The following is an 18,862-nucleotide window of genomic DNA, read 5'->3' as shown; positions in this document are numbered from 1 at the left end:
GTGATCAGGCGGTACACGGCCAGTACCAGGTTGTTGGCGACCAACGAATCCGCAGTGGAGAAGAAGCCGAGGTTGCGCATCACGATGCGGCGTTCGTCGTCGGTCAGGCCTTCCGGGTTTTTCCACAGGGCGATGTCGGCGGTCATGTTGACCTCTTGCGGCATCCAGTGGTTGGCGCAGCCGTCGAGGTACTTCTGCCAGGCCCAGTCGTACTTGAAGGGTACGAGTTGGTTGAGGTCGGCGCGGCAGTTGATCATGCGCTTTTCGTCAACGGCGACGCGGGCGGCGGAGCCTTCCAGCTCGGCGAGGCCTTCGGCGACGTCGAGTTTGTCGAGGGCGGCCTTGGCGCGGATGATCGCGGCGGAGTCGCTGGCGGTCACGTTGCGGGCTTCAAGGGCGGCGGCGGCGCCGGCGCCGTCGAGGCGGTCCATGTTGGCTTCGGTGGCGTGGCCGGCGTTGGCGCCCCGGATGACTACGTCACCGGTGTCTGGTTGATCTGCTTCATCCCAACTCAGCATTGAATTGCTCCTTCGTGGTCCGTCTGACGGCGTGGGCTTCGATTCACCCAGCGTGTTCAAAAATGTGCGTTTTGCAGGCTTCAAGGCATTGAAATACTGCGCATAGTGTGGTCGGTGTTCAGCGTTCTTGCACACTATGTAGTGGTTGTCTGTGTTTGTGGGCACACTATATGGGGTGTAACAACGATGGTCAACGCACAAGACCAGGCCGATGGTCGCAGGGCCATGACTAAAACTCACAGCCCCATGACTTTTAATGGTTACGGCCGCTACCCGGGCCAGTGCTAAAAATTCGCCAACCAGCTCCCCATAACAAAAAAGAGCGTTTGCGAAATGAAAGCACTTGATCTGTACATCGGCGAAGGCTTCGAAGGCCCAGGCGTCAATGCTGCCCACATCAACATCCTCATCGGCCCGCGCAACGGTCCGGCCGGCCAGGCGTTTGCCAACAGTTTGGCGTCGCCAAGCCAGGGCCATTGCCCGTTCATGGTGATTGCCCAGCCGAACATCCCGGTCAAACCCATGACCCTCTACGTCAACAAGGCCGCCATCGGCAGCGACCTGCACGGCAATGCCACCTGGGGCGCGTCCCAGGCCGGGATCGCCAAGGCGGTGCTCGAAGCCCTGCTCGACGGCACCCTGCCGCCGGAAGCCGAGGACGAGTGGGCGATTGTCACCGCCAACTGGGTAAACCCGGCCTGCGACGACCTGGATGCGGTCTACCTGAACAACTACAACGCCTGCCGCACTGCGATCCGCGCCGCCCTCACAGGCTTGCCGCACACCGCGCAACTGGCGGATGTGGTCAACCACATCAGCAACCCTTTCTACACGCCAAAAGCCTGAGGACATTCCCATGCAATACATCCGTTTGGGCAACTCCGGCCTGCAAGTCTCGCGCCTGTGCCTGGGCACCATGAACATGGGCACCCCGGACTGGAAACCGTGGATCTTCGACGAGAAACAAAGCGAACCCATCGTTGCCCATGCCCTGGCCAACGGTGTCAACTTCATCGACCTGGCGGACTTCTACTCCGCAGGCGTCGGCGAGGAAGTGGTCGGGCGCATCCTCAAGCGCGTTGCGCGCCGTGAAGACATCGTGGTCACCACCAAGGTCGGCTACGGCACCCGCAGCGGCATCAATGCCAGCGGCCATTCGCGCAAGCACATCATGGACAGCATCGACGCGTCCCTGAGCCGCCTTGGCATGGATTACGTCGACGTGTTCATGCTGCATTACTTCGACGTGAACACCCCGGTGGAAGAAACCATGGGCGCCCTCAACGACATCGTGCGTTCCGGCAAGGCGCGCTACATCGGCGTGTCGACCATGCTCACCGGGCAACTGGCAAAAATCCTCATGGCCTGCGAGCGCAATGGCTGGGTCAAGCCGATCAACATGCAGCTGCAACTGAACTGCGCCTACCGCGAGGAAGAGCGCGAGATGATCCCGTTCTGCCGCGACCAGGGCCTGGGCGTGTCGGTGTTCAGCCCGCTGGCCCGTGGCTTGCTCACCGGCGAAGTGCAGTCGACCCGCAACCAGACCGACTTCTTCACCCAGCAGATGTACAGCGACCAGGCGTCGTTCGACATCGCCCACTCGGTGCAACGTGTGGCCCGTGCCCGTGGCGTGTCCAACGCACAGATTGCCCAGGCCTGGGTGGCCAATCATCCGGGTGTGGACGTGATGCTGGTGGGCGCCGACACCACCGCACAATTTGATAGCGCGCTCGCCGCTTTGGACACCCGACTGGATGCCGAAGAACTGCACGAGTTGGAACGCAACTACACGCCGTGCGATGTGATCAACGACTACACCGCCGGCAAACGCATCTTGCGCAGCGCCCGTCCGGGCCTGGACCGTTTTAACCTGATAGAGGCCGTGGCATGAACCCGCTGATTCGCACAGGCAATTTCATTGATGGCCAATGGTCCAGCGGTGGGCCGGTCTACCCGGTGCGCAACCCGGCCAATGGTGCGCAGATCGCCGAAGTACAACGCGCCGGTGCTGAAGAAACCAACCTGGCCATTGCCGCCGCCAACCGCGCGTTGCCGGCCTGGCGCAAGCTCACCGCCAAGGAGCGCAGCCAGCGCCTCAAGCGCTGGAGCGAGTTGATGCTGAGCAACCAGAAGGACCTGGCCCACCTGCTCAGCCTGGAACAGGGCAAGCCGCTGGCCGAAGCCATGGGCGAAGTGGTCTACGCCGCGAGCTTCCTCGAATGGTTTGCCGAAGAAGCCAAGCGTGCCTATGGCGACGTGATCCCGAGCCACAAGGCCGACGCCCGCATCATCGTGACCAAGGAAGCCATCGGCGTGGTCGCAGCGATCACCCCATGGAATTTCCCCCTGGCCATGGTCACCCGCAAGGTTGGCCCGGCGCTGGCGGCGGGGTGCACGATGATTCTCAAACCGTCGGAAGAAACCCCGCTGTCGGCCTTTGCCCTGGCGGTGTTGGCAGAACAGGCCGGGATTCCGGCGGGCGTGTTCAACATCGTGTCCGGCGATGCCGTGGCCATCGGTGGCGCACTGCAAGCCTCCAGCATTGTGCGCAAGCTGTCCTTCACCGGCTCCACCCGCACCGGCAAGCTGCTGATGCGCCAGGCCGCCGACACCCTGAAAAAAGTCTCCCTGGAACTGGGCGGCAACGCACCCTTTATCGTGTTTGACGATGCCGACCTGGACGCTGCCGTCAAAGGCGCCATGGCTTCCAAGTTTCGCAATACCGGGCAGACCTGCGTCTGCGTCAACCGCTTCTTCATCCAGGACGCTGTGTACGATGCGTTCACCCGCAAGCTGGCCGAAGCAGTCTCTGCGATGCGCGTGGGCAGCGCCCTCGAGGGCGAAACCGAACAAGGCCCGCTGATCAATGCGGCCGCGTTGGCCAAGGTTGAAGCCCACGTCGGCGACGCCCTGGAGAAAGGCGCCAAGCTGCTGTGCGGCGGCCGTCGCCATGCCTTGGGCGGGACGTTCTTCGAACCGACCATCCTCACCGAAGCCCACGGCGAGATGCTGATTGCCCAGGAAGAAACCTTCGGCCCGGTGGCGGCCTGCTTCCGCTTCAAGGACGAAGCCGAAGTGCTGCAACGGGCGAATGACACGCCGTTTGGCTTGTCGGCCTACTTCTACAGCCGCGACATCGGCCGCGTATGGCGCATGGCCGAAGGCCTGGAAGCGGGCATGGTCGGGATCAACGAAGGGATCATCTCCACCGAAGTCGCACCGTTTGGCGGGATCAAGGAGTCGGGCCTGGGCCGTGAAGGTTCCAGGTACGGCCTGGAGGATTACCTGGAGATCAAATACCTGTTGATGGGCGGTCTCTGACCCCATTCAACCAAACAACACCGATCCAATGTGGGAGCGGGCTTGCTCGCGAAAGCGGTGGGCCTGCCACCACATGCATTGACTGACACACCGCCTTCGCGAGCAAGCCCGCTCCCACAGGGAAATGGGCTTGCCCGCTGTTACTCCGTCAAGAACAAAAATATGGAGAACACCATGTCCACTCAACCCATCAAAATCGACGACCTGCCCATCGGTCGCTTCCACCTTAAAATCGCCGGCCTGACCTTCGGCGCCCACTTCACCGACGGCTACATCCTCGGCCTGATCGGCATTGCCTTCACCTTGCTCAGCCCACAGATGCAACTGGACGCCTTCTGGCAAGGCCTGATCGGCGCCTCGGCCCTGATCGGCCTGTTTATGGGCAGCCTGTTCTTTGGCTGGATCTCCGACACCCTCGGCCGGCAGAAAATCTTCCTGGTCAGCTTCGTCCTGATCACCGTTGCCTCGGTGATGCAGTTTTACGCCGAAACCGCCATGGGCCTGTTCCTCTGTCGGGTGTTGATCGGTATCGGCCTGGGCGGCGACTTCAGCGTCGGCCACGCGATGCTCGCCGAGTTCTCGCCCAGGAAACATCGCGGGGTACTGCTGGGCTCCTTCAGCGTGGTGTGGACGGTTGGTTACGTGGCCGCGACTTTCGTCGGCACCGCCATGCTCAGCCTCGGCGTTGATGCCTGGCGCTGGATGCTCGCATCGTCGGCAATTCCTGCCGGGCTGATCCTGATCGCGCGCATCGGCACGCCCGAATCGCCGCGCTGGCTGATCAACCAGGGCCGGATTGCCGAGGCCCGAGCCATCGTCAAGAAACACCTCGGCGAACACGTGGTCCTCGATGAAGAAGCGTCGACGCAAACCCGTTCCGGCTACGGCGTGCTGTTCAGCCGTGAATACCGCAAGCGCACCGCGTTCAACTGCCTGTTCTTCGTGTGCATCGTGATGCCGTACTTCGCCATCTACACCTTCCTGCCGTCGATCCTGCAGAAGATGGGCCTGGCCGAAGGTTTTGGCACCGAGCTGATGCTCAACCTGCTGCTGATCATCGGCGCCTTGATCGGCATCTGGTGCACCGTGAAATTCTCCCGGCGGGGCTTTCTGATCAACTCGTTCATCATCCTGGCGGCGGCGCTGTTCCTGCTGGCGGTATTGCCGGGCAGCATGGCGTGGTTGATGGTGCTGACGTTCGGCGTCTTCACCCTGGTGCTGTCGGCGGTGAGCAACCTGGTGGGCGTATTCCCGGCGGAGAGCTTCCCGACCGAAGTGCGGGCCAGCGGCATCGGCCTTGCCACAGCCGTCAGCCGCCTGGGTTCGGCGGTGAGTACCTTCCTGTTGCCGGTGAGCGTAGCGGGGATCGGCCTGAGCCCGACCATGGGCATCCTCGCCGCTATCCTGGTGCTGGGCGCGATCATCTCCTGGGCCTGGGCGCCGGAAACCAAGGCGTTGACCTTGAGCCAGGCGTGCAAGGCCGAGCCTGCGGTGTCAGGGATTGCTCACCCGGTTCAACCACTGCGTAAACAACCGAACCTTGGATAAACCCTGCTTGTCACTTGCCACATCCAGCCAATAGCCATACGGGCCGATCACCTCCACCGGGGTGATCGGCAGCAGGCTGCCATTTGCCAGTTCACGCTCGATCATCTGCCGGTCGATCACCGCCAACCCACCGCCGGCCAGGGCGGTGTGGATCACCTGGTCCAGGGTGCTGAATTCCAGGCCCTGGCCTGCATCGATATCTTCCCGGCCCATGGCCGCCAGCCAGTTCTCCCAGACCTGCAAACGCTTGCCGTCGTGCAGGATGTGCAGCAGCGGAAAGCGCCGCAGGTCGGGCGGCTGACCGTCGCTGAACAGTTCCGGGCTGGCGACGGCGATGTGGCGTTCCATCACCAACAGTTCACTGCTGCACTGCGTGGCCGCTTCCAGGCCGAAGCGGACCTGGCAGTCGATTTCCGCCAGGCTCGCGTGGGTGTTCTGGTGGGTGACGCTGAGGTTGATGTCCGGGTAACGCTCGCAAAACCTGCGCAGGTGGGCGGACAGCCAGCGGGTGGCCCAGGTGGGCGGGGCGACGATGCGCAGGCGCTGGCGCAGGTTGGGCACGCGCACGGCGTGCAGGGCGCGCTCGATATGGTCGAAGGCGTCGCTCAGGTGCGGGGAGAGGGCGAAGCCGGCTTCGGTCAGGGACAGGCCCTGAGGCGTGCGGATGAAGAGGGCGACGCCGAGGTAGTCTTCCAGTTGTTTGATCTGGCGGCTGACGGCGCCCTGGGTGACGTTGAGGCCCACGGCGGCCTGGCTGAAGCTGCGGTGGCGGGCGACTTCTTCGAAGACACGGAGCATGTTGAGGGAGGGCAGTTGGCGCATGAAATGGATTCCACACCTGTTGTTTTTATGGTGTTTTTGGCGGCCTCTTCGCGAGCAAGCCCGCTCCCACATTTGATCGGCGCCGCGGTCAAAATGTGGGAGCGGGCTTGCTCGCGAAGGCGTCAGTGAAGACGCCGCCTATTTTAGAAGTAGTAGCCAATGTTCATATACAACTGATTCTCCCACTGGTTACTCCCCCCAGCTCCCAAGCTCTCGGTATAGCTGCTCCCACCAATATACGGATCGTTCTTGCCGATCAACCACTCCGTGGCCACCCACAGTTTACTCACCGAAAACGACGTGCCCAGGATCACCCGCTGCGAGGTCTTGAACTGATCCTCGGACTTGTCAAACGCACTGTAGTTGGCATACAGCTTAACGCCGCTGACCTGGTCAAACAGGTACTTGCCGGCCACGTCGTAGCTCAAGTCCGCCACATACAGATTGCCGCGGCTGGCCACGTTGAACGTGCCGTCATACCCGCCCAGGGTCACCACGCTGTCGGTGCCCGGGTTGCGCGGCGACATCTGCTGGCGTGCCGCCTGCAATTGCACGCCCCACGGGCCGTTCTTGCCCAGGTAGTGGATCGCCACCGCGTTGCGCCGGCCATCGTCGTTGGTGTCCTTGTTCTCCAGGGTGGAGGTCAGGCCGGACAGCCCGACTTCCGATTTCCATCCGCCCAGGTCCATGGTCTTGGCCACCCGCACCACCACGGTGTTGCGTTCCTGGTTGTTGCTGCCGTCGCCCACGTAGCTGTCGGCCTCGGAGATCACGCTGGAGTAGGTCACGCCCTTGCTCGTGCCTTTGCCTTGCCACGCCGGGCGCAGGTAGTAACCGGCCTGGATGTTCCAGTCGCCGCTTTGCTGGATGTACTTGGCGCCCACCTGCTGCACATCTTCCAGGCCGATCACGTTGCCCAGGGTTTCGTAGAAGGTGCTGCCGAAGTACGGCTGCAAGCCAAACGGCACGGTGTTCAAACCCACTTGCACCTGTTGGTCGGGGTTGAACTTGTAGCCCACCCAGGCGAACTTGGCGAACTGGATATCGCCGTAGTTCTTGGTGTACTGGTACGGGTAGGAGCGCCCGTAGAAGCGGTACTGCGCCTCGCCGATCCAGGTGTCGGAGTTGTACTTGGCGCTGAGGTACGCGGTGTCGAGGCCGAACTTCTGGATGTCGCGATCGGGGTCGTAGTCCCAACGGGCGCGCACGGCGCCGCCGAGGTCGAGGTTGTCGGTGACTTGAATGGCCATGGCCGGTGCCGCAAGGGCGCCAAGCACAGGGACCAGAGCGATGTAACGGAAGGTTGGTCGCATGGTTTTACTCTCGTTATTAGTTATTTTTTGGCAACAGCAGCCCCTTGCCGCAACGAACGCTGCGACGCGGGGTAAAGGGTTGACTCAGTGCGCTTGCGGGCGAATCAGCCGCAACGGCGGGCCGGCGGCGGGCAGCTCCGAGGCGCCGGGGGCGGCGGCCAGCAAGGTCTGGGTGTAGGTGTTCCGGGGGCGCAGCAGCACTTGCTCGGCAGTGCCGTACTCGACGACTTCGCCCTGGCGCATCACCGCGATGTAGTCGCTGATCTGCGCCGCCACCCGCAGGTCGTGGGTGATGAACAGGATGCTCAGGTTCAGGCGCTGCTGCAGTTCGGCCAGCAGTTCCAGCACCTGTTTCTGCACCGAGACATCCAGGGCCGACACGCTCTCATCGGCGATCAACACTTCCGGGCGCATCGCCAGGGCGCGGGCGATGCCGATGCGCTGGCGCTGGCCGCCGGAGAACTGCCGGGGCTTGCGCTTGAGGGCGTCGCGCTTGAGGCCCACCTGTTCCAGCAAATCACCGGCTTCAGCCCACGCATCCTTGGCCGACAACCCGCGCAATTGCGCAGCGCGGGCGATGATGTCGCCCACCCGGTGCCGAGGATTGAGCGAGCCATACGGGTCCTGGAAAATCATCTGGATGCGCCGACGATTCGCCGCCAGCGCCGAGCCGCGCAGGGCCAGGAAGTCGGTGTCACCGACCCATACGTGGCCGCTGTCGCTGTCCACCAGGCGGATCGCGGCTTTCACCAACGTGCTTTTGCCCGAACCGGACTCGCCGACAATCGCCAGGGTCTTGCCCCGTGGCAGTTGCAGCGAGACATTGCGCAAGGCCGCCACCGAGCTGCCGCCGACGGTGTAGGTCTTGGTCAGGTGCTCGATGCGCAATGCCAGCTCGCCGTCGGCGCTCGGCTTGTGCAGCTCCGGGTGCAGCGCCGGCACGGCCGCAATCAGCTTGCGGGTGTAGGCGTGGGCCGGGGCATTCAGCACCTGGTCGCGCTCGCCGATTTCCACCAGCCGGCCGCCTTCCATCACCGCGATACGGTCGGCAATCTGCGCCACCACGCCGAAGTCATGGGTGATAAACAGAATGCCGTGTTGCCCGCGGCCGCGCAGCTCGCGCACCAGCTTCAGCACCTGCGCCTGGGTGGTCACGTCCAGCGCCGTGGTGGGCTCGTCGGCGATCAGCAAATCCGGATTCATTGCCAAGGCCATGGCAATCACCACCCGCTGGCATTGGCCACCGGATAACTGGTGGGGAAAGCTGTTGGCGATGCGTGGCGGGTCCGGCAGTTGCGTCGACTCCAGCAGCGCCAGCATGCGCTCGCGGCGTTCAGCGCCAGGCATCTGCGGTGCGTGAATATCGAAGATCTCTTCCACTTGCTTGCCAATGCGAATCGCCGGGTTCAGCGCCGCCATGGGCTCCTGGAAAATCATCGCGATACCGTTGCCCCGCAGCTGGCGCAAACGCTCCTCGTCGAGGGTGCAAATGTCATCGCCGAGGAAGTCGATCACGCCTTCGGTATGCCGCAAACCCTTGGCGTAGTCGCCCATGATCGCCGCCGACAGCACGGACTTGCCGGAGCCGGACTCGCCGATCACGCAGAGGATTTCGCCCTTGCGCACTTCCAGGCTGATGCCTTGCACCGCGTGGCTGCGGTCGGCGCCGGCGGGCAATTCGATGGACAGGTTCTGCACCCGCAGTACTTGCGTGTGGTTCATGCTCAACTCCTTGCGCCTTTCTGGGCGTGTTCATCCAGGCCGTCCGCCAACAGGCTCAGGCCCAGCATCAGGGTGGAGATGGCGATGCACGGGAAGATCACCAGGTGCGGGAAGGCGATGGCCATGGCGCGGCCGTCATTGATCATGCCGCCCCAGTCCGGTGTGGGCGGCGGCAGCCCGAGGCCCAGGAAGCCGAGGGCGCCGATCATGATCGCGGTGTAGCCGATGCGCAGGCAGAAATCGACAATCAGCGGCCCGCCGCAGTTGGGCAGGATTTCCACCAGCATGATCCGCAGCGAGCCTTCGCCCTGGGTGATGGCGCTGAGCACGTAGTCTCGCGAGCGAATATCGATGGTCAGGGCGCGCATGATCCGGAAGATCGCCGGTGCGCTGGTGAAGGTCACCGCAATCAGGATATTCAGCGCCGAAGCACCGAGGGCGATGATGATCACGATGTACAACACCAGCACCGGGAACGACAGCACCGTGTCGGCCACATACGACAGCACGCTGTCGACCCAGCCGTTGAAGTAGCCGGCGCACAGGCCCATGGCGATGCCCACGGCAAACGCGGTGAGCGTGGCGAGGATCGACCAGAACAGCACGGTGCGGGTGCCCCAGATCAGCCGCGAGAGAATGTCGCGGCCAATCATGTCGGTGCCCAGCAGGAAGCTCTGGCCGTTGTCGCCGACGGTCATTGGCGTCAGTAAGGGCGTGAAGCTTTCCAGCGGATCATGGGGCGCGATCCACGGTGCGAACAGCGCGATCACCACCCAGCCGCCCACCAGCAGCAGGCCGAGCAATGCCAAGGGATGTTTGAACGAGTGCAGCAGGTTCATTGGGCACCTCCGCCGAGGCTGCGCAGGGTGATGCGCGGGTTGAGCCAGGTGTAGGCCAGGTCCGAGAAGATCTTGGTGATGCCCACCACCACGGCACTGACCATCGCGCAGGCTTCGATCAGGTACACGTCATGGTTCAGCGAGGCGGTGTACAGCAGCGAGCCGAAGCCCTTGTAGGCGAAGAACACCTCCACCACGATCACGTTCGACAGCAGCCACGGGATGTACAGCATGATCACCGTGACCGGCGCGATCAGCACATTGCGCAGGGCATGCCGCAGCACAATGCGTGAGGTCGACGCCCCCTTGAGCCGCGCCGTGCGGATGTACGGCGCCTGCATCACTTCCACCATCGAGGCCCGGGTGATGCGCGCCAGGTAACCGATGCCGAACAGGCACAGCACCATCAGTGGCAGCACCAATTGCACGACGCTGAAGCCCTCGCTCATGCTGCTCACACCGGGCAGCCAGTTAAGCCAGAACACAAAGATCGCGGAGACGAACACCGCGCTGGCGAAGTCGGGAATCGAGGTGGTGACGATCGACAGGAACGACACCAGGCGGTCTAGCGCCGAGCCCTGGCGAATCCCGGCCAGAATGCCGAGGGTCAACGCCACCGGCACCATCACCAGCAAGGCCAGGCCGGCCAGGGTCAGGGTTTGCGCAAGGTTCGGCAGCAGCAGCTTGATCACTGATTCGCGAAAGTACACAGAGGTGCCCCAGTCGCCGCTGACAAAGTCCTTGAGCCACACCAGGTAGCGCCACACAAAGGGTTGGTTATAGCCATGTTCCACCAGCCACGCGGCGCGCTGGTCGGCCGCGGAGTAGGGGCCGAGGACGTTGATCGCCACGTCTTCGATATTCAGTTCCAGGGCCAGGAACACGATCAATGACACCGACAGCAGGGTCGCCACCAGCGCCAATAACTTGCGCATCAGAAAATGAGCCATGGGTGCATGCTCCGACTGTTCAAGGGATGCCTGCCCGTGTGCGGGCAGGGAGGAGGGCGTGCGCTAAATCAAGCGCTCATCCACACACTGTCCATCGGGTAGAAGTCGGAAGGGTGCACCTGGAAGCCCTGGACCTTTTTGCTCACGGCGGTGAACTTGTCGCCCCAGAACGGCTGCACGATCACGCAGGCGTCCTGCAGGATGCGTTCGACATCTTCCATCGCCACGGCGCGCTGTTTCGGGTCGATGATGCCCATGGCCTTGTCCAGCGCGGCATCGAACGCCGGGTCGCTGTAATGGCTTTCGTTCCAGGCACCACCGCCACGGTAGGCCAGTTCCAGGGACATTACGCCCAGCGGGCGGTGGGCCCAGTAGGTCAGGCTGAAGGCGGCCTTGTCCCAGATCGGCCAGTACTGTGCAGCAGGGATCACTTTGAGGTTGATGCGGATCCCGGCTTCCAGGCAGTTCTGTTGCAGGATCTGCGCGCAGTCCTGTTCATAGCGGCCCTGGGTGTTGCCGACGATCAGGTCAATGTCGATGCCGTTGGGGAAGCCGGCTTCGGCCAGCAGCTTCTTGGCCGCCGCCACGTCGCGGTTGCGCTTGGGCAGCGGGAAATATTCGGGGTGGGAAGGCGCCACATGATGGTCTTCGCCGAGGGTGCCCATGCCGCGATAGGCGATCTTCAGCATCTGCGCGTTATCGGCGCACAGCACCACCGCCTTGCGGATGCGCAGGTCGGTGAACGGCTTCTGGTCGCAGGCCATGCGCATCACCACGGTTTGCGCCGACTTGCAGGTCAGCAACTGGGCCCCGGGCAAGCGCTTGGCCAGGTCCAGTTCAGCCACCGTCACGCGGTACAGCACGTCGACTTGCCCGGCTTGCAGGGCGGCGAGGTGGGTGGACACGTCGGTGCCCATGTCGATGTAGCGCAACTCGTCAAGGTTGGCCGGTTTGCCCCAGTAATCGGCGCGCTTGGCGAAGGTCGCCTGCTTGTTCACGGCGAATGAAACCAGCTTGAACGGCCCGGTGCCCAGCGGGTTTTTCGCCCAGTCGTCACCGGCCTTGAAGCTGCGGTGCACGATGGCGCAGGTGAAGGCGTTGAGCATCTCCGGGATCGCCAGGATCGGCCGCTTGAGCACCAGGCGGAACTGGAACTCGCTGACTTTTTCGAAGGCCTTGATGTCCTGGAACGCGGTGCGGTTCACCGACTTGGAATCGGCGGCGATCCAGCGTTCGATATTGTGCTGCACGTCGTCGACGTTGAAGGTGTCGCCGTTGCTCCACTTCACGTTCTGGCGCAGGTTGAAGGTCCAGGTAGCGAGGTCTTCCGACGGGCTCCAGCTCTCGGCGAGGTAAGGGTGGGTGATGTTGTCGGCGTCGACCCAGGTCAGGTATTCCACCGAGTTGCGCAGCAGGTTCGAGGCTTCGATCCAGGTGATCAGCATCGGGTCCTGGATTTCCTGGATCGCGCAGGCAAACCGCAGGCTGCCGCCCTGGCGTGGCTCGGCGGCCTGGGCGTGATTGCCCAGCAGTGCGGAACCGAGAAAGGTGCTGGCACTGGCGACGGTGATGCCCAGCAGCGCGGCCGTGCGCAGGAATTGGCGGCGGTTGATTTCGCCGCTTTGCACTTGGGCACACAGATCATTTACGGCTGGATGCGGCGCGGCGCCGTCCAGGGTAGTCAATTCTTTCATAAGCCTCTCCGGTACTTGCGAATATGCGTTTTTTTGTTGAACCGCAAGGGTCAATGGCAAGCGCCGCGAAGGCGTGACCGTGACCGCTGTGAAGCCGGCAGAAGAACAAGGCGCAACGAAGTCGGGAGGGTGGCAATGGGACAGGACATAGGGCAGCTCTCATGTTGTTTTTATTAGAGATGCCCGCAGTTTTGTCATTTGCGCAAAGATCGACAAACGACAAATTCTGCGTTGGAACGTTCTATAAACGCATGTTACATGTCGCTCCCCACCGACCGATCGTTCCCACGCTCTGCGTGGGAATGCCGCTCCGGACGTTCCGCGTCCCCTCTGCGAAACGGTGACGCAGAGCGTCACGGGATGCATTCCCACGCAGAGCGTGGGAACGATCAGTACCTCAACAAGCGCGGGTCGAACGGGTAGTCGGAGAGCAACTCGATGCCGTGTTCGTGGATGTAGATCTGCTCTTCGAGCTTGACCCCTTCGCCGCCGTCGTCGTGGCCGATATAGCTTTCCACGCAGATGGTCATGCCGGCTTCGAACACGCCGTCGTAGCCCAAAGCATCAATATCTTCGCGATGCACCACGTAGGGGTATTCACCGGTCATGCCAACCCCGTGCACCAGGGCGAAGTAACGGTTGTTTTTGTAATGCTCGGGAATCTTCCAGGCCAGTTCCGCGTACTCCTTGAAACTGCGCCCGGCCTTGAGCATTTCCATGTTGGTCTGCACTTGCTCGTAGGCCAGTTTGTACAGCTCCTGCTGCTTGGCGGTGGCGGCTTGTTCCCCGCACAGGAAGGTCCGCGAGAAGTCGGCGTAGTAGCCGAAACGCCCGACCACGTCAGTGTCCAGCGCTACCAGGTCGCCGGCTTCGATGGGCCGGGTGCTGCACTCCTGGAACCACGGGTTGGTGCGTGGGCCGGAGGACAGCAGGCGGGTCTCGACGTAATCACCGTCGGTGGCGATCACGTGCTGGTGCAGGTGCGACCACAGCTCGTTCTCGCTGATGCCGGGGGTGAGTTTGCTTTCCATCAGGCGCACCCCGGCCTCGGTAGCGCGCAGGCTGGCGCGGATCATCTTGAGTTCGTTCGGCACCTTGATGCAGCGCGCACGTTCCAGCGGTTCCTGGGCATCAAATATCTGATAGCCGAGCTTTTGCAGTTCGAAGGCCGCAGCGGAGGTGGCGCTTTCAATGGCGATGCGTTTGCCGCCGCCGCATTTGCGCACCAGCTCATCGATTTCCGCGGCCCAGTCGGCGGTGACATTGCCCAGGAAACTTTCGCAGAAGTAATAGGAGATGGCTTTGGCCGGGCGCACTTCATCGACGGTGTTGAGGGTTTCGGCCAGGTGCAGGCAGCCGCCGAACTCGAACACCACCACCGGGCCTTCTGCCGGGATAAACGCATAGCGGGCCGGGTTGCGCGCCGAGTACACCTGCATGTTGCGTGAGCCGGTGGCGTAGCGCATGTGGGTAGGGTCGAACAGTACGCAGGCGGCGTAGTCGCGTTTTTTCAGTTCGTTGCGCACCCGTTGCAGACGGTCCAGCTGGATCTGCTGGGTCTCGTCATGGGTAGGTTCGCAGTCAGCGGGGTTGCGGTTGGGGCCGGACAGACTCATGGGGTGTTCCTCGCAGGGCAAATACGGTTTCAAGGTTTCTTAGGTGTGAATCAGTCAAGCAACTGGTCGCTGCGGACCAGGTTGCGTTCGGCTTGCAGATGGGCTTCGGACAGGCGTCCGTAAAGCTGCTTGGTGCGCTGGGCACGGCCGATGATTCCGGGCTTTTCGGAGTAGGCGAAGATCGCCGTGTTGCGCTCGGTGGCGCCTTCCACGCGGGTCACCCGGTGCACCGAAAAACGCCCTTTGAATATCTGCAAATCGCCGGGATTCAGCTCCAGTTCCTGCACCCGCGAACGGTCCTCGCCACGCACCACCTTGCCGACGGCGCCGAGGTTCTCCTGGGTGCGCGAGCGAATCATCGGCGCGTACTCGAACAGGCCGCCGGCCTCGGGCTTCTGGGTCATCATGCTGACGATGAATTCGTTGGTATCGAAGTGCCAGGGCTGCTCGGTGCCGTCCGGCATCACGTTGATCACCAGCCCGGCGAACGGGTCGGCGTACTCGAAGATTTCCGGCTCATTCAGGCAGGCACCGATAAAGCGTTTCATCATCGGCGACACGTACAGCCGGTGGATGATCGCGTCCGGGGCGATCATGTCGCGGGTCACAAAGCCGCTGGTGCGCTCCATGAACGTGCGGCGCGGGTCATCGTGGGGCAGGGAGGTATCGTCCTCGGTGAAGTAGGCGTTGACCTTGCGCACCGAATAAAACGTCTTGCCCGACAGCGCCAAACCTTCCAGGCGCGCCTGCTCAAGCGCTGCGGGGCGCAGGAAGTTCTTCAGCAGGCAGCAGCCGTCTTCGGCCAGTTCGGCCCGGGCGTGTTCGATCAGGGCCTGTAATTGAACATGGCCCGAATCATGTATGGGATACAGCTCGGTATTAATAATGTCGCTGATATCGCCCACTTCAGCGTCAGCAAGTTGAAGGCTCATGCAAGACTCCCGGAACTATCAGTTGGTGTTTTTTGGCTGACCCGATAGTTGCTGAACGAGGTGCAAAGTGGAAATTACAAGTTGTGATCGAATCCATCGGCGAGGGCGATAGTTATGTCGGGCGAACTGGATGGCACCCTGCTTAAAGTGTTTGTGGCAATTATCGAGTGCCAGGGGTTTTCGGCGGCCGCCGAGCGCCTGCACAAGACCCAATCCACCGTCAGCCAGAGCCTGCAACGCCTGGAAGACATCGTCGGCACGCCACTGATCCGCCGTACCAGCCGCTCGGTGGGCCTGACCCCCGGTGGCGAAACCTTTTTGATCTACGCCCGGCAGATCCTCAAGCTGCACAGCGAGGCCGTCAGCGCCGCGCAATTGCCCAATCAACAGGTGTGTATCCACCTCGGCATGCCCGAGGACTACGCCGAGTATTGCCTGGGCGGGATGCTCAAGGACTTCCAGGCGCAGTTCTCCCAGGTACGGCCCGATGTGTGCTGCGAGATGTCGACGGCCCTGGTGGGGCGCCTGCAACGGGGCGAGCTGGACCTGGTGCTGGGGGTGGAACACGCAGGTTTGCAGAGCGGGGAATACCTGTGCGACGAGCCGTTGGTGTGGGTCGCGGCGCCCAGCTGGAGTTGCGTGGGGCGTCAGTCGGTGCCGTTGGCGGTGTACGCCGAGGGCTGCGCGTTCCGTGCGAACGCCGTGCAGGCGCTGGCCCAGTCCGGGCGTTCGTGGCAGGTGGTTTACACCAGCCAAAGCCCGCGCGGCATTGCGATTGCGATCGAGCAGGGCTTGTCGGTGGGCGTGATGGCGCGGCGCCTGGTGCCACCCGACTGGCAGATTCTGGACGAGCGCCAGGGCTTCCCGCCGATTGCCCCGGCGCGCCTGATGTTCTGGCGTTCAGCCGGTTGCCAGGTGCCGGAAGTGGATGCCCTGGTGGAGATTCTGCGCCGGCAACTGGGCCACTCAGGGCATCTGGGCGGCCAGCGCTTCGCGGGTGTGTCGCTGGGCCATGCGCTTGAGCAATAACAGGCTGGCCAACACCCAGGCCGCGATCCAGCCGTGCACCACCGCAAATTCGCCAGTGACTTGCAGCAGCCAGCCGCACAAGGCATTGCCGGTGGCACTCGCCAGGCCGTAGCTGACCATGCTCAGGCCCACCACTTGCAGGCTGTGCACCGGGCTGAGCCGGGCCCCGACGTAGGCGGCCATCAAGCCCCAACACGGGAAATAGAACAGCGCGAACAGCCCGGCCGCCAGCCAGCTCAGTACCAGGCTCGGGTGCCCGAGCAAGCCGAGCATGCTCAGACCAAACGCGCCGATACTCAGGGCCATCACCCGCAACGCCCCCCAACGATCTGCCAGCGTGCCCAGCAGCAAGCCGCCGATCACACCGCCGATCCCGATCAGCGTCCACATCGAGCCGGTGACGGAAGCGCTGGCTTGTAGCTGCTCGCTGACGAACGCCGACAGGAAATTCAGAAACGGCCCGCTGATGGCGCCGATAAACGCGCTGAGCAAGACGATCTGCATTGCCACCGGTTGTGCCATGCACAACTTCAGCCATTGGCGCAGCACTTGGTTCAGCGCCGGCGCCATGGTCTCGCGTGGTGCCGGTTGTTTGATCGGGGCCAGTGCCCACAGGGTCAACAGCGTGACAACCAGCGTCAACCCGGCGCAGATCAGCCAGAACTGGCGCAACGACAACCCCTGCAACAGCGCGATCAACAGCCCGTTCAAGCACAGCGCAAAGGCTGAGCCCGAGGACGCCAGCCCGAGCACCCGGCTGCGATGTGTAGTCGGGATCACCTCTTGAGCGAGGGCCGAAATCGCGTTCCAGTTCGACACCGCGCACGCCGACACCAGTGCCAGGCACAGGGCAAACGGCAGCACCCACGGCGTGGCGACGGCCAGGGCCAGCAGGGCGGGGCTGAGGACGATGGTCAGGCGCACCATATTGCGCGGGCTGATCCACGCCGCCGCCAGGCCGCTGGCAATCGAGGCGCCCATGTAGAACAGCTGCAACAGCGCGGCAATCAACGCGGCCTGGCTGTAACTGAGCTCAAAGGCCAGGCGGATCTGCGGCAACAGCGCCGAATACAGGAACACACTGAAACCGTGGGTGGTGGCGTTGCAGGCGGTAAACACCAGTGCCAGCAAGCCAATACTTCGCCGGGATGAAACGGGTGCGTTGGACATGGCGATGACTCGATAAGTTAATCGCGAAAGAGAGGGGCGAAGTTACAGGAAGTACATCGGCAGACTAGCGTTTATAGCCTGGCGACGACCAATGCTTAATTGTCTTAGTGTGCATGCGTTATACGCAGGTTATTTATTCGTGAGCGACGGTCTGTAGCGATAAACGACACTTTCAGCGTTTGCGACGATTAATTGTTTGTCAGGCTGGAGTGCTACCGCTGACCCAATACAAAAAGGTATGTTGTGCAGGTTATTTCCCCTGTGCTCCCGAGTGTCGTCCATGAAACGCAAAATGCCCGGTCTCAACGCCCTCAAAGCTTTCGAAGTCGCCGGCAGTACCGGCAGTTTTACCCGGGCCGCCGAGCTGTTGAACGTCACGCAGAGTGCGGTCAGCCGCCAGGTGCGCCAGCTTGAAGAACAGTTGGGCGAGGCCCTGCTGGAGCGTCGTCACCATCACCTGGAATTGACCAGTGCCGGGCGGGTATTGCTGCGGGCGTTGCATCAGTCGTTCGACAAGATCGAGCTGACGGTGCGCAGTATCCAGCAGAAGTCCCATGCCAATCGACTGCACATCAATGCGCCGCCGACGTTTACCAATCGTTGGTTGATGCCGCGGTTGGGGCGCTTGCGCGAGCAGCATCCGGAGTTGGAGCTGAGCATTACCACGCGGTTGCAGGACAGCCTGGCGGAGACCAGTACGCTGGATTGTGCGATTCGGTTTGGCGATGGGGAATGGGATGGGTTGGACAGCTCGCTGTTGATTCAGGAGCGGCATATCGCGGTGTGTGCGCCGTCGTTGTATGCCCGGGAGTGGAGTGACGGGATTGATCTGAATCGCATGACGTTGCTGCATGTGCTGGCGCGGGAGGATCAGCGGTATCTGACGTGGAAGCATTGGCTGGATGCGGCGCGGATCAGTGGGGTTGATATCGAGGGGGGGTATGAGTTTGACCTGCTGGATTTGGCGATTCGGGCGGCGATCGATGGGTTGGGGATTACCATTGCGGATTGGCATATGGTCGCTTCGGAGTTGGCCAGTGGGCAGTTGACGCAGGTGTTGAACGTGCATGTGGAGGGGCATCAGTCGTATTGGCTGGTGACCCGGCCGGAGCAGACGGATACGCCGCAGTTGCAGGTGTTTGCGCAGTGGCTGCAGGAGGAGATTTGGTTGGCTCAGCGGCAGTTGGAGCCTTCTTTGGCGGCTGTTTGATTCGGTGTACATATCCGTTATTTAGGTAACGGCGACCTATGGTTCCGCTCTTACAGCGGGTCACTTTTGGCAAACGCCCCAAAAGTAACCAAAAGGTCTTTGCCCCACCACTCGGTGCCTCGCCCAGGCTCGGCATGCCCGCACTCCGGCCCGGTTCCGCGGGCCGCCGCGACGGGCC

General features: G+C 62.5%; 16 protein-coding genes. 6 read left to right on the top strand and 10 right to left on the bottom strand.

Translation table 11 applies throughout. The annotated features are described in order from the left end of the window. The coding region (locus HX839_RS30520; protein WP_177068167.1) for a ribonucleotide-diphosphate reductase subunit beta at positions 1-518 on the bottom strand (518 nt) is incomplete at its 3' end. 333 nt (positions 519-851) lie between these two features. Between HX839_RS30520 and fae the strand changes: the two genes are divergently transcribed. From fae to HX839_RS30500, 4 genes are all read left to right on the top strand, one after another. Beyond that, positions 852-1,364 (top strand): formaldehyde-activating enzyme, encoded by a 513-nt coding sequence (gene fae, locus HX839_RS30515; RefSeq protein ID WP_003212394.1) that lies wholly within the window; start codon positions 852-854, stop codon positions 1,362-1,364. 10 nt (positions 1,365-1,374) lie between these two features. Beyond that, positions 1,375-2,409, top strand: coding sequence for an aldo/keto reductase (locus HX839_RS30510; protein WP_102369231.1), 1,035 nt, complete (start codon positions 1,375-1,377; stop codon positions 2,407-2,409). Then, positions 2,406-3,839 carry an NAD-dependent succinate-semialdehyde dehydrogenase gene (locus tag HX839_RS30505; protein ID WP_003212399.1) on the top strand — a complete coding sequence of 478 codons (1,434 nt, stop codon included), beginning with the start codon at positions 2,406-2,408 and terminating at the stop codon, positions 3,837-3,839. Before HX839_RS30510 ends, HX839_RS30505 begins: the two co-directional genes overlap by 4 nt. 174 nt (positions 3,840-4,013) lie before the next feature. After that, on the top strand, positions 4,014-5,387 hold the full coding sequence (locus HX839_RS30500) for an MFS transporter (protein WP_177068166.1): 1,374 nt from the start codon (positions 4,014-4,016) through the stop codon (positions 5,385-5,387). Here the strand turns inward: HX839_RS30500 and HX839_RS30495 are convergent. The 8 genes from HX839_RS30495 to HX839_RS30460 all read right to left on the bottom strand — a co-directional run bounded on the left by HX839_RS30495 (position 5,334) and on the right by HX839_RS30460 (position 15,275). Next, positions 5,334-6,209, bottom strand: a complete 876-nt coding sequence (locus HX839_RS30495) for a LysR substrate-binding domain-containing protein (protein ID WP_177021275.1) — start codon at positions 6,207-6,209, stop codon at positions 5,334-5,336. The genes HX839_RS30500 and HX839_RS30495 overlap by 54 nt on opposite strands. 143 nt (positions 6,210-6,352) lie before the next feature. Beyond that, positions 6,353-7,522: a hypothetical protein gene (locus HX839_RS30490; RefSeq protein ID WP_177068165.1), complete on the bottom strand. Its 1,170-nt coding sequence runs from the start codon at positions 7,520-7,522 to the stop codon at positions 6,353-6,355. Positions 7,523-7,606: 84 nt separating this feature from the next. After that, positions 7,607-9,244, bottom strand: coding sequence for an ABC transporter ATP-binding protein (locus HX839_RS30485; RefSeq protein WP_177068164.1), 1,638 nt, complete (start codon positions 9,242-9,244; stop codon positions 7,607-7,609). 2 nt (positions 9,245-9,246) lie between these two features. Beyond that, positions 9,247-10,083 carry an ABC transporter permease gene (locus HX839_RS30480; protein WP_003218574.1) on the bottom strand — a complete coding sequence of 279 codons (837 nt, stop codon included), beginning with the start codon at positions 10,081-10,083 and terminating at the stop codon, positions 9,247-9,249. Then, positions 10,080-11,033, bottom strand: a complete 954-nt coding sequence (locus HX839_RS30475; protein WP_003218572.1) for an ABC transporter permease — start codon at positions 11,031-11,033, stop codon at positions 10,080-10,082. Before HX839_RS30475 ends, HX839_RS30480 begins: the two co-directional genes overlap by 4 nt. Before the next feature lie 68 nt (positions 11,034-11,101). After that, positions 11,102-12,727 (bottom strand): ABC transporter substrate-binding protein, encoded by a 1,626-nt coding sequence (locus HX839_RS30470; RefSeq protein ID WP_177023318.1) that lies wholly within the window; start codon positions 12,725-12,727, stop codon positions 11,102-11,104. 389 nt (positions 12,728-13,116) lie between these two features. Further along, positions 13,117-14,343, bottom strand: coding sequence for a Xaa-Pro peptidase family protein (locus tag HX839_RS30465; RefSeq protein WP_177068163.1), 1,227 nt, complete (start codon positions 14,341-14,343; stop codon positions 13,117-13,119). Between the two features lie 50 nt (positions 14,344-14,393). Then, on the bottom strand, positions 14,394-15,275 hold the full coding sequence (locus HX839_RS30460) for a hypothetical protein (protein ID WP_008432881.1): 882 nt from the start codon (positions 15,273-15,275) through the stop codon (positions 14,394-14,396). A gap of 114 nt (positions 15,276-15,389) precedes the next feature. Between HX839_RS30460 and HX839_RS30455 the strand changes: the two genes are divergently transcribed. Continuing rightward, positions 15,390-16,304: a LysR family transcriptional regulator gene (locus HX839_RS30455; protein ID WP_177068162.1), complete on the top strand. Its 915-nt coding sequence runs from the start codon at positions 15,390-15,392 to the stop codon at positions 16,302-16,304. Here HX839_RS30455 and HX839_RS30450 read toward each other — a convergent pair. Further along, complete coding sequence (locus tag HX839_RS30450; protein WP_177068161.1) at positions 16,242-17,474, bottom strand: MFS transporter; 1,233 nt, start codon at positions 17,472-17,474, stop codon at positions 16,242-16,244. The two genes, HX839_RS30455 and HX839_RS30450, sit on opposite strands and share 63 nt — an antisense overlap. Before the next feature lie 280 nt (positions 17,475-17,754). On the opposite strand from HX839_RS30450, the gene HX839_RS30445 reads away from it, so the two are divergent. Then, on the top strand, positions 17,755-18,684 hold the full coding sequence (locus HX839_RS30445; RefSeq protein ID WP_032899060.1) for a LysR substrate-binding domain-containing protein: 930 nt from the start codon (positions 17,755-17,757) through the stop codon (positions 18,682-18,684). Positions 18,685-18,862 lie beyond the last annotated feature (178 nt).

Source organism: Pseudomonas sp. I8001, from assembly GCF_013385345.1.
Lineage (GTDB): Bacteria > Pseudomonadota > Gammaproteobacteria > Pseudomonadales > Pseudomonadaceae > Aquipseudomonas.
This window is presented reverse-complemented; position numbering and strand designations above follow the sequence as displayed.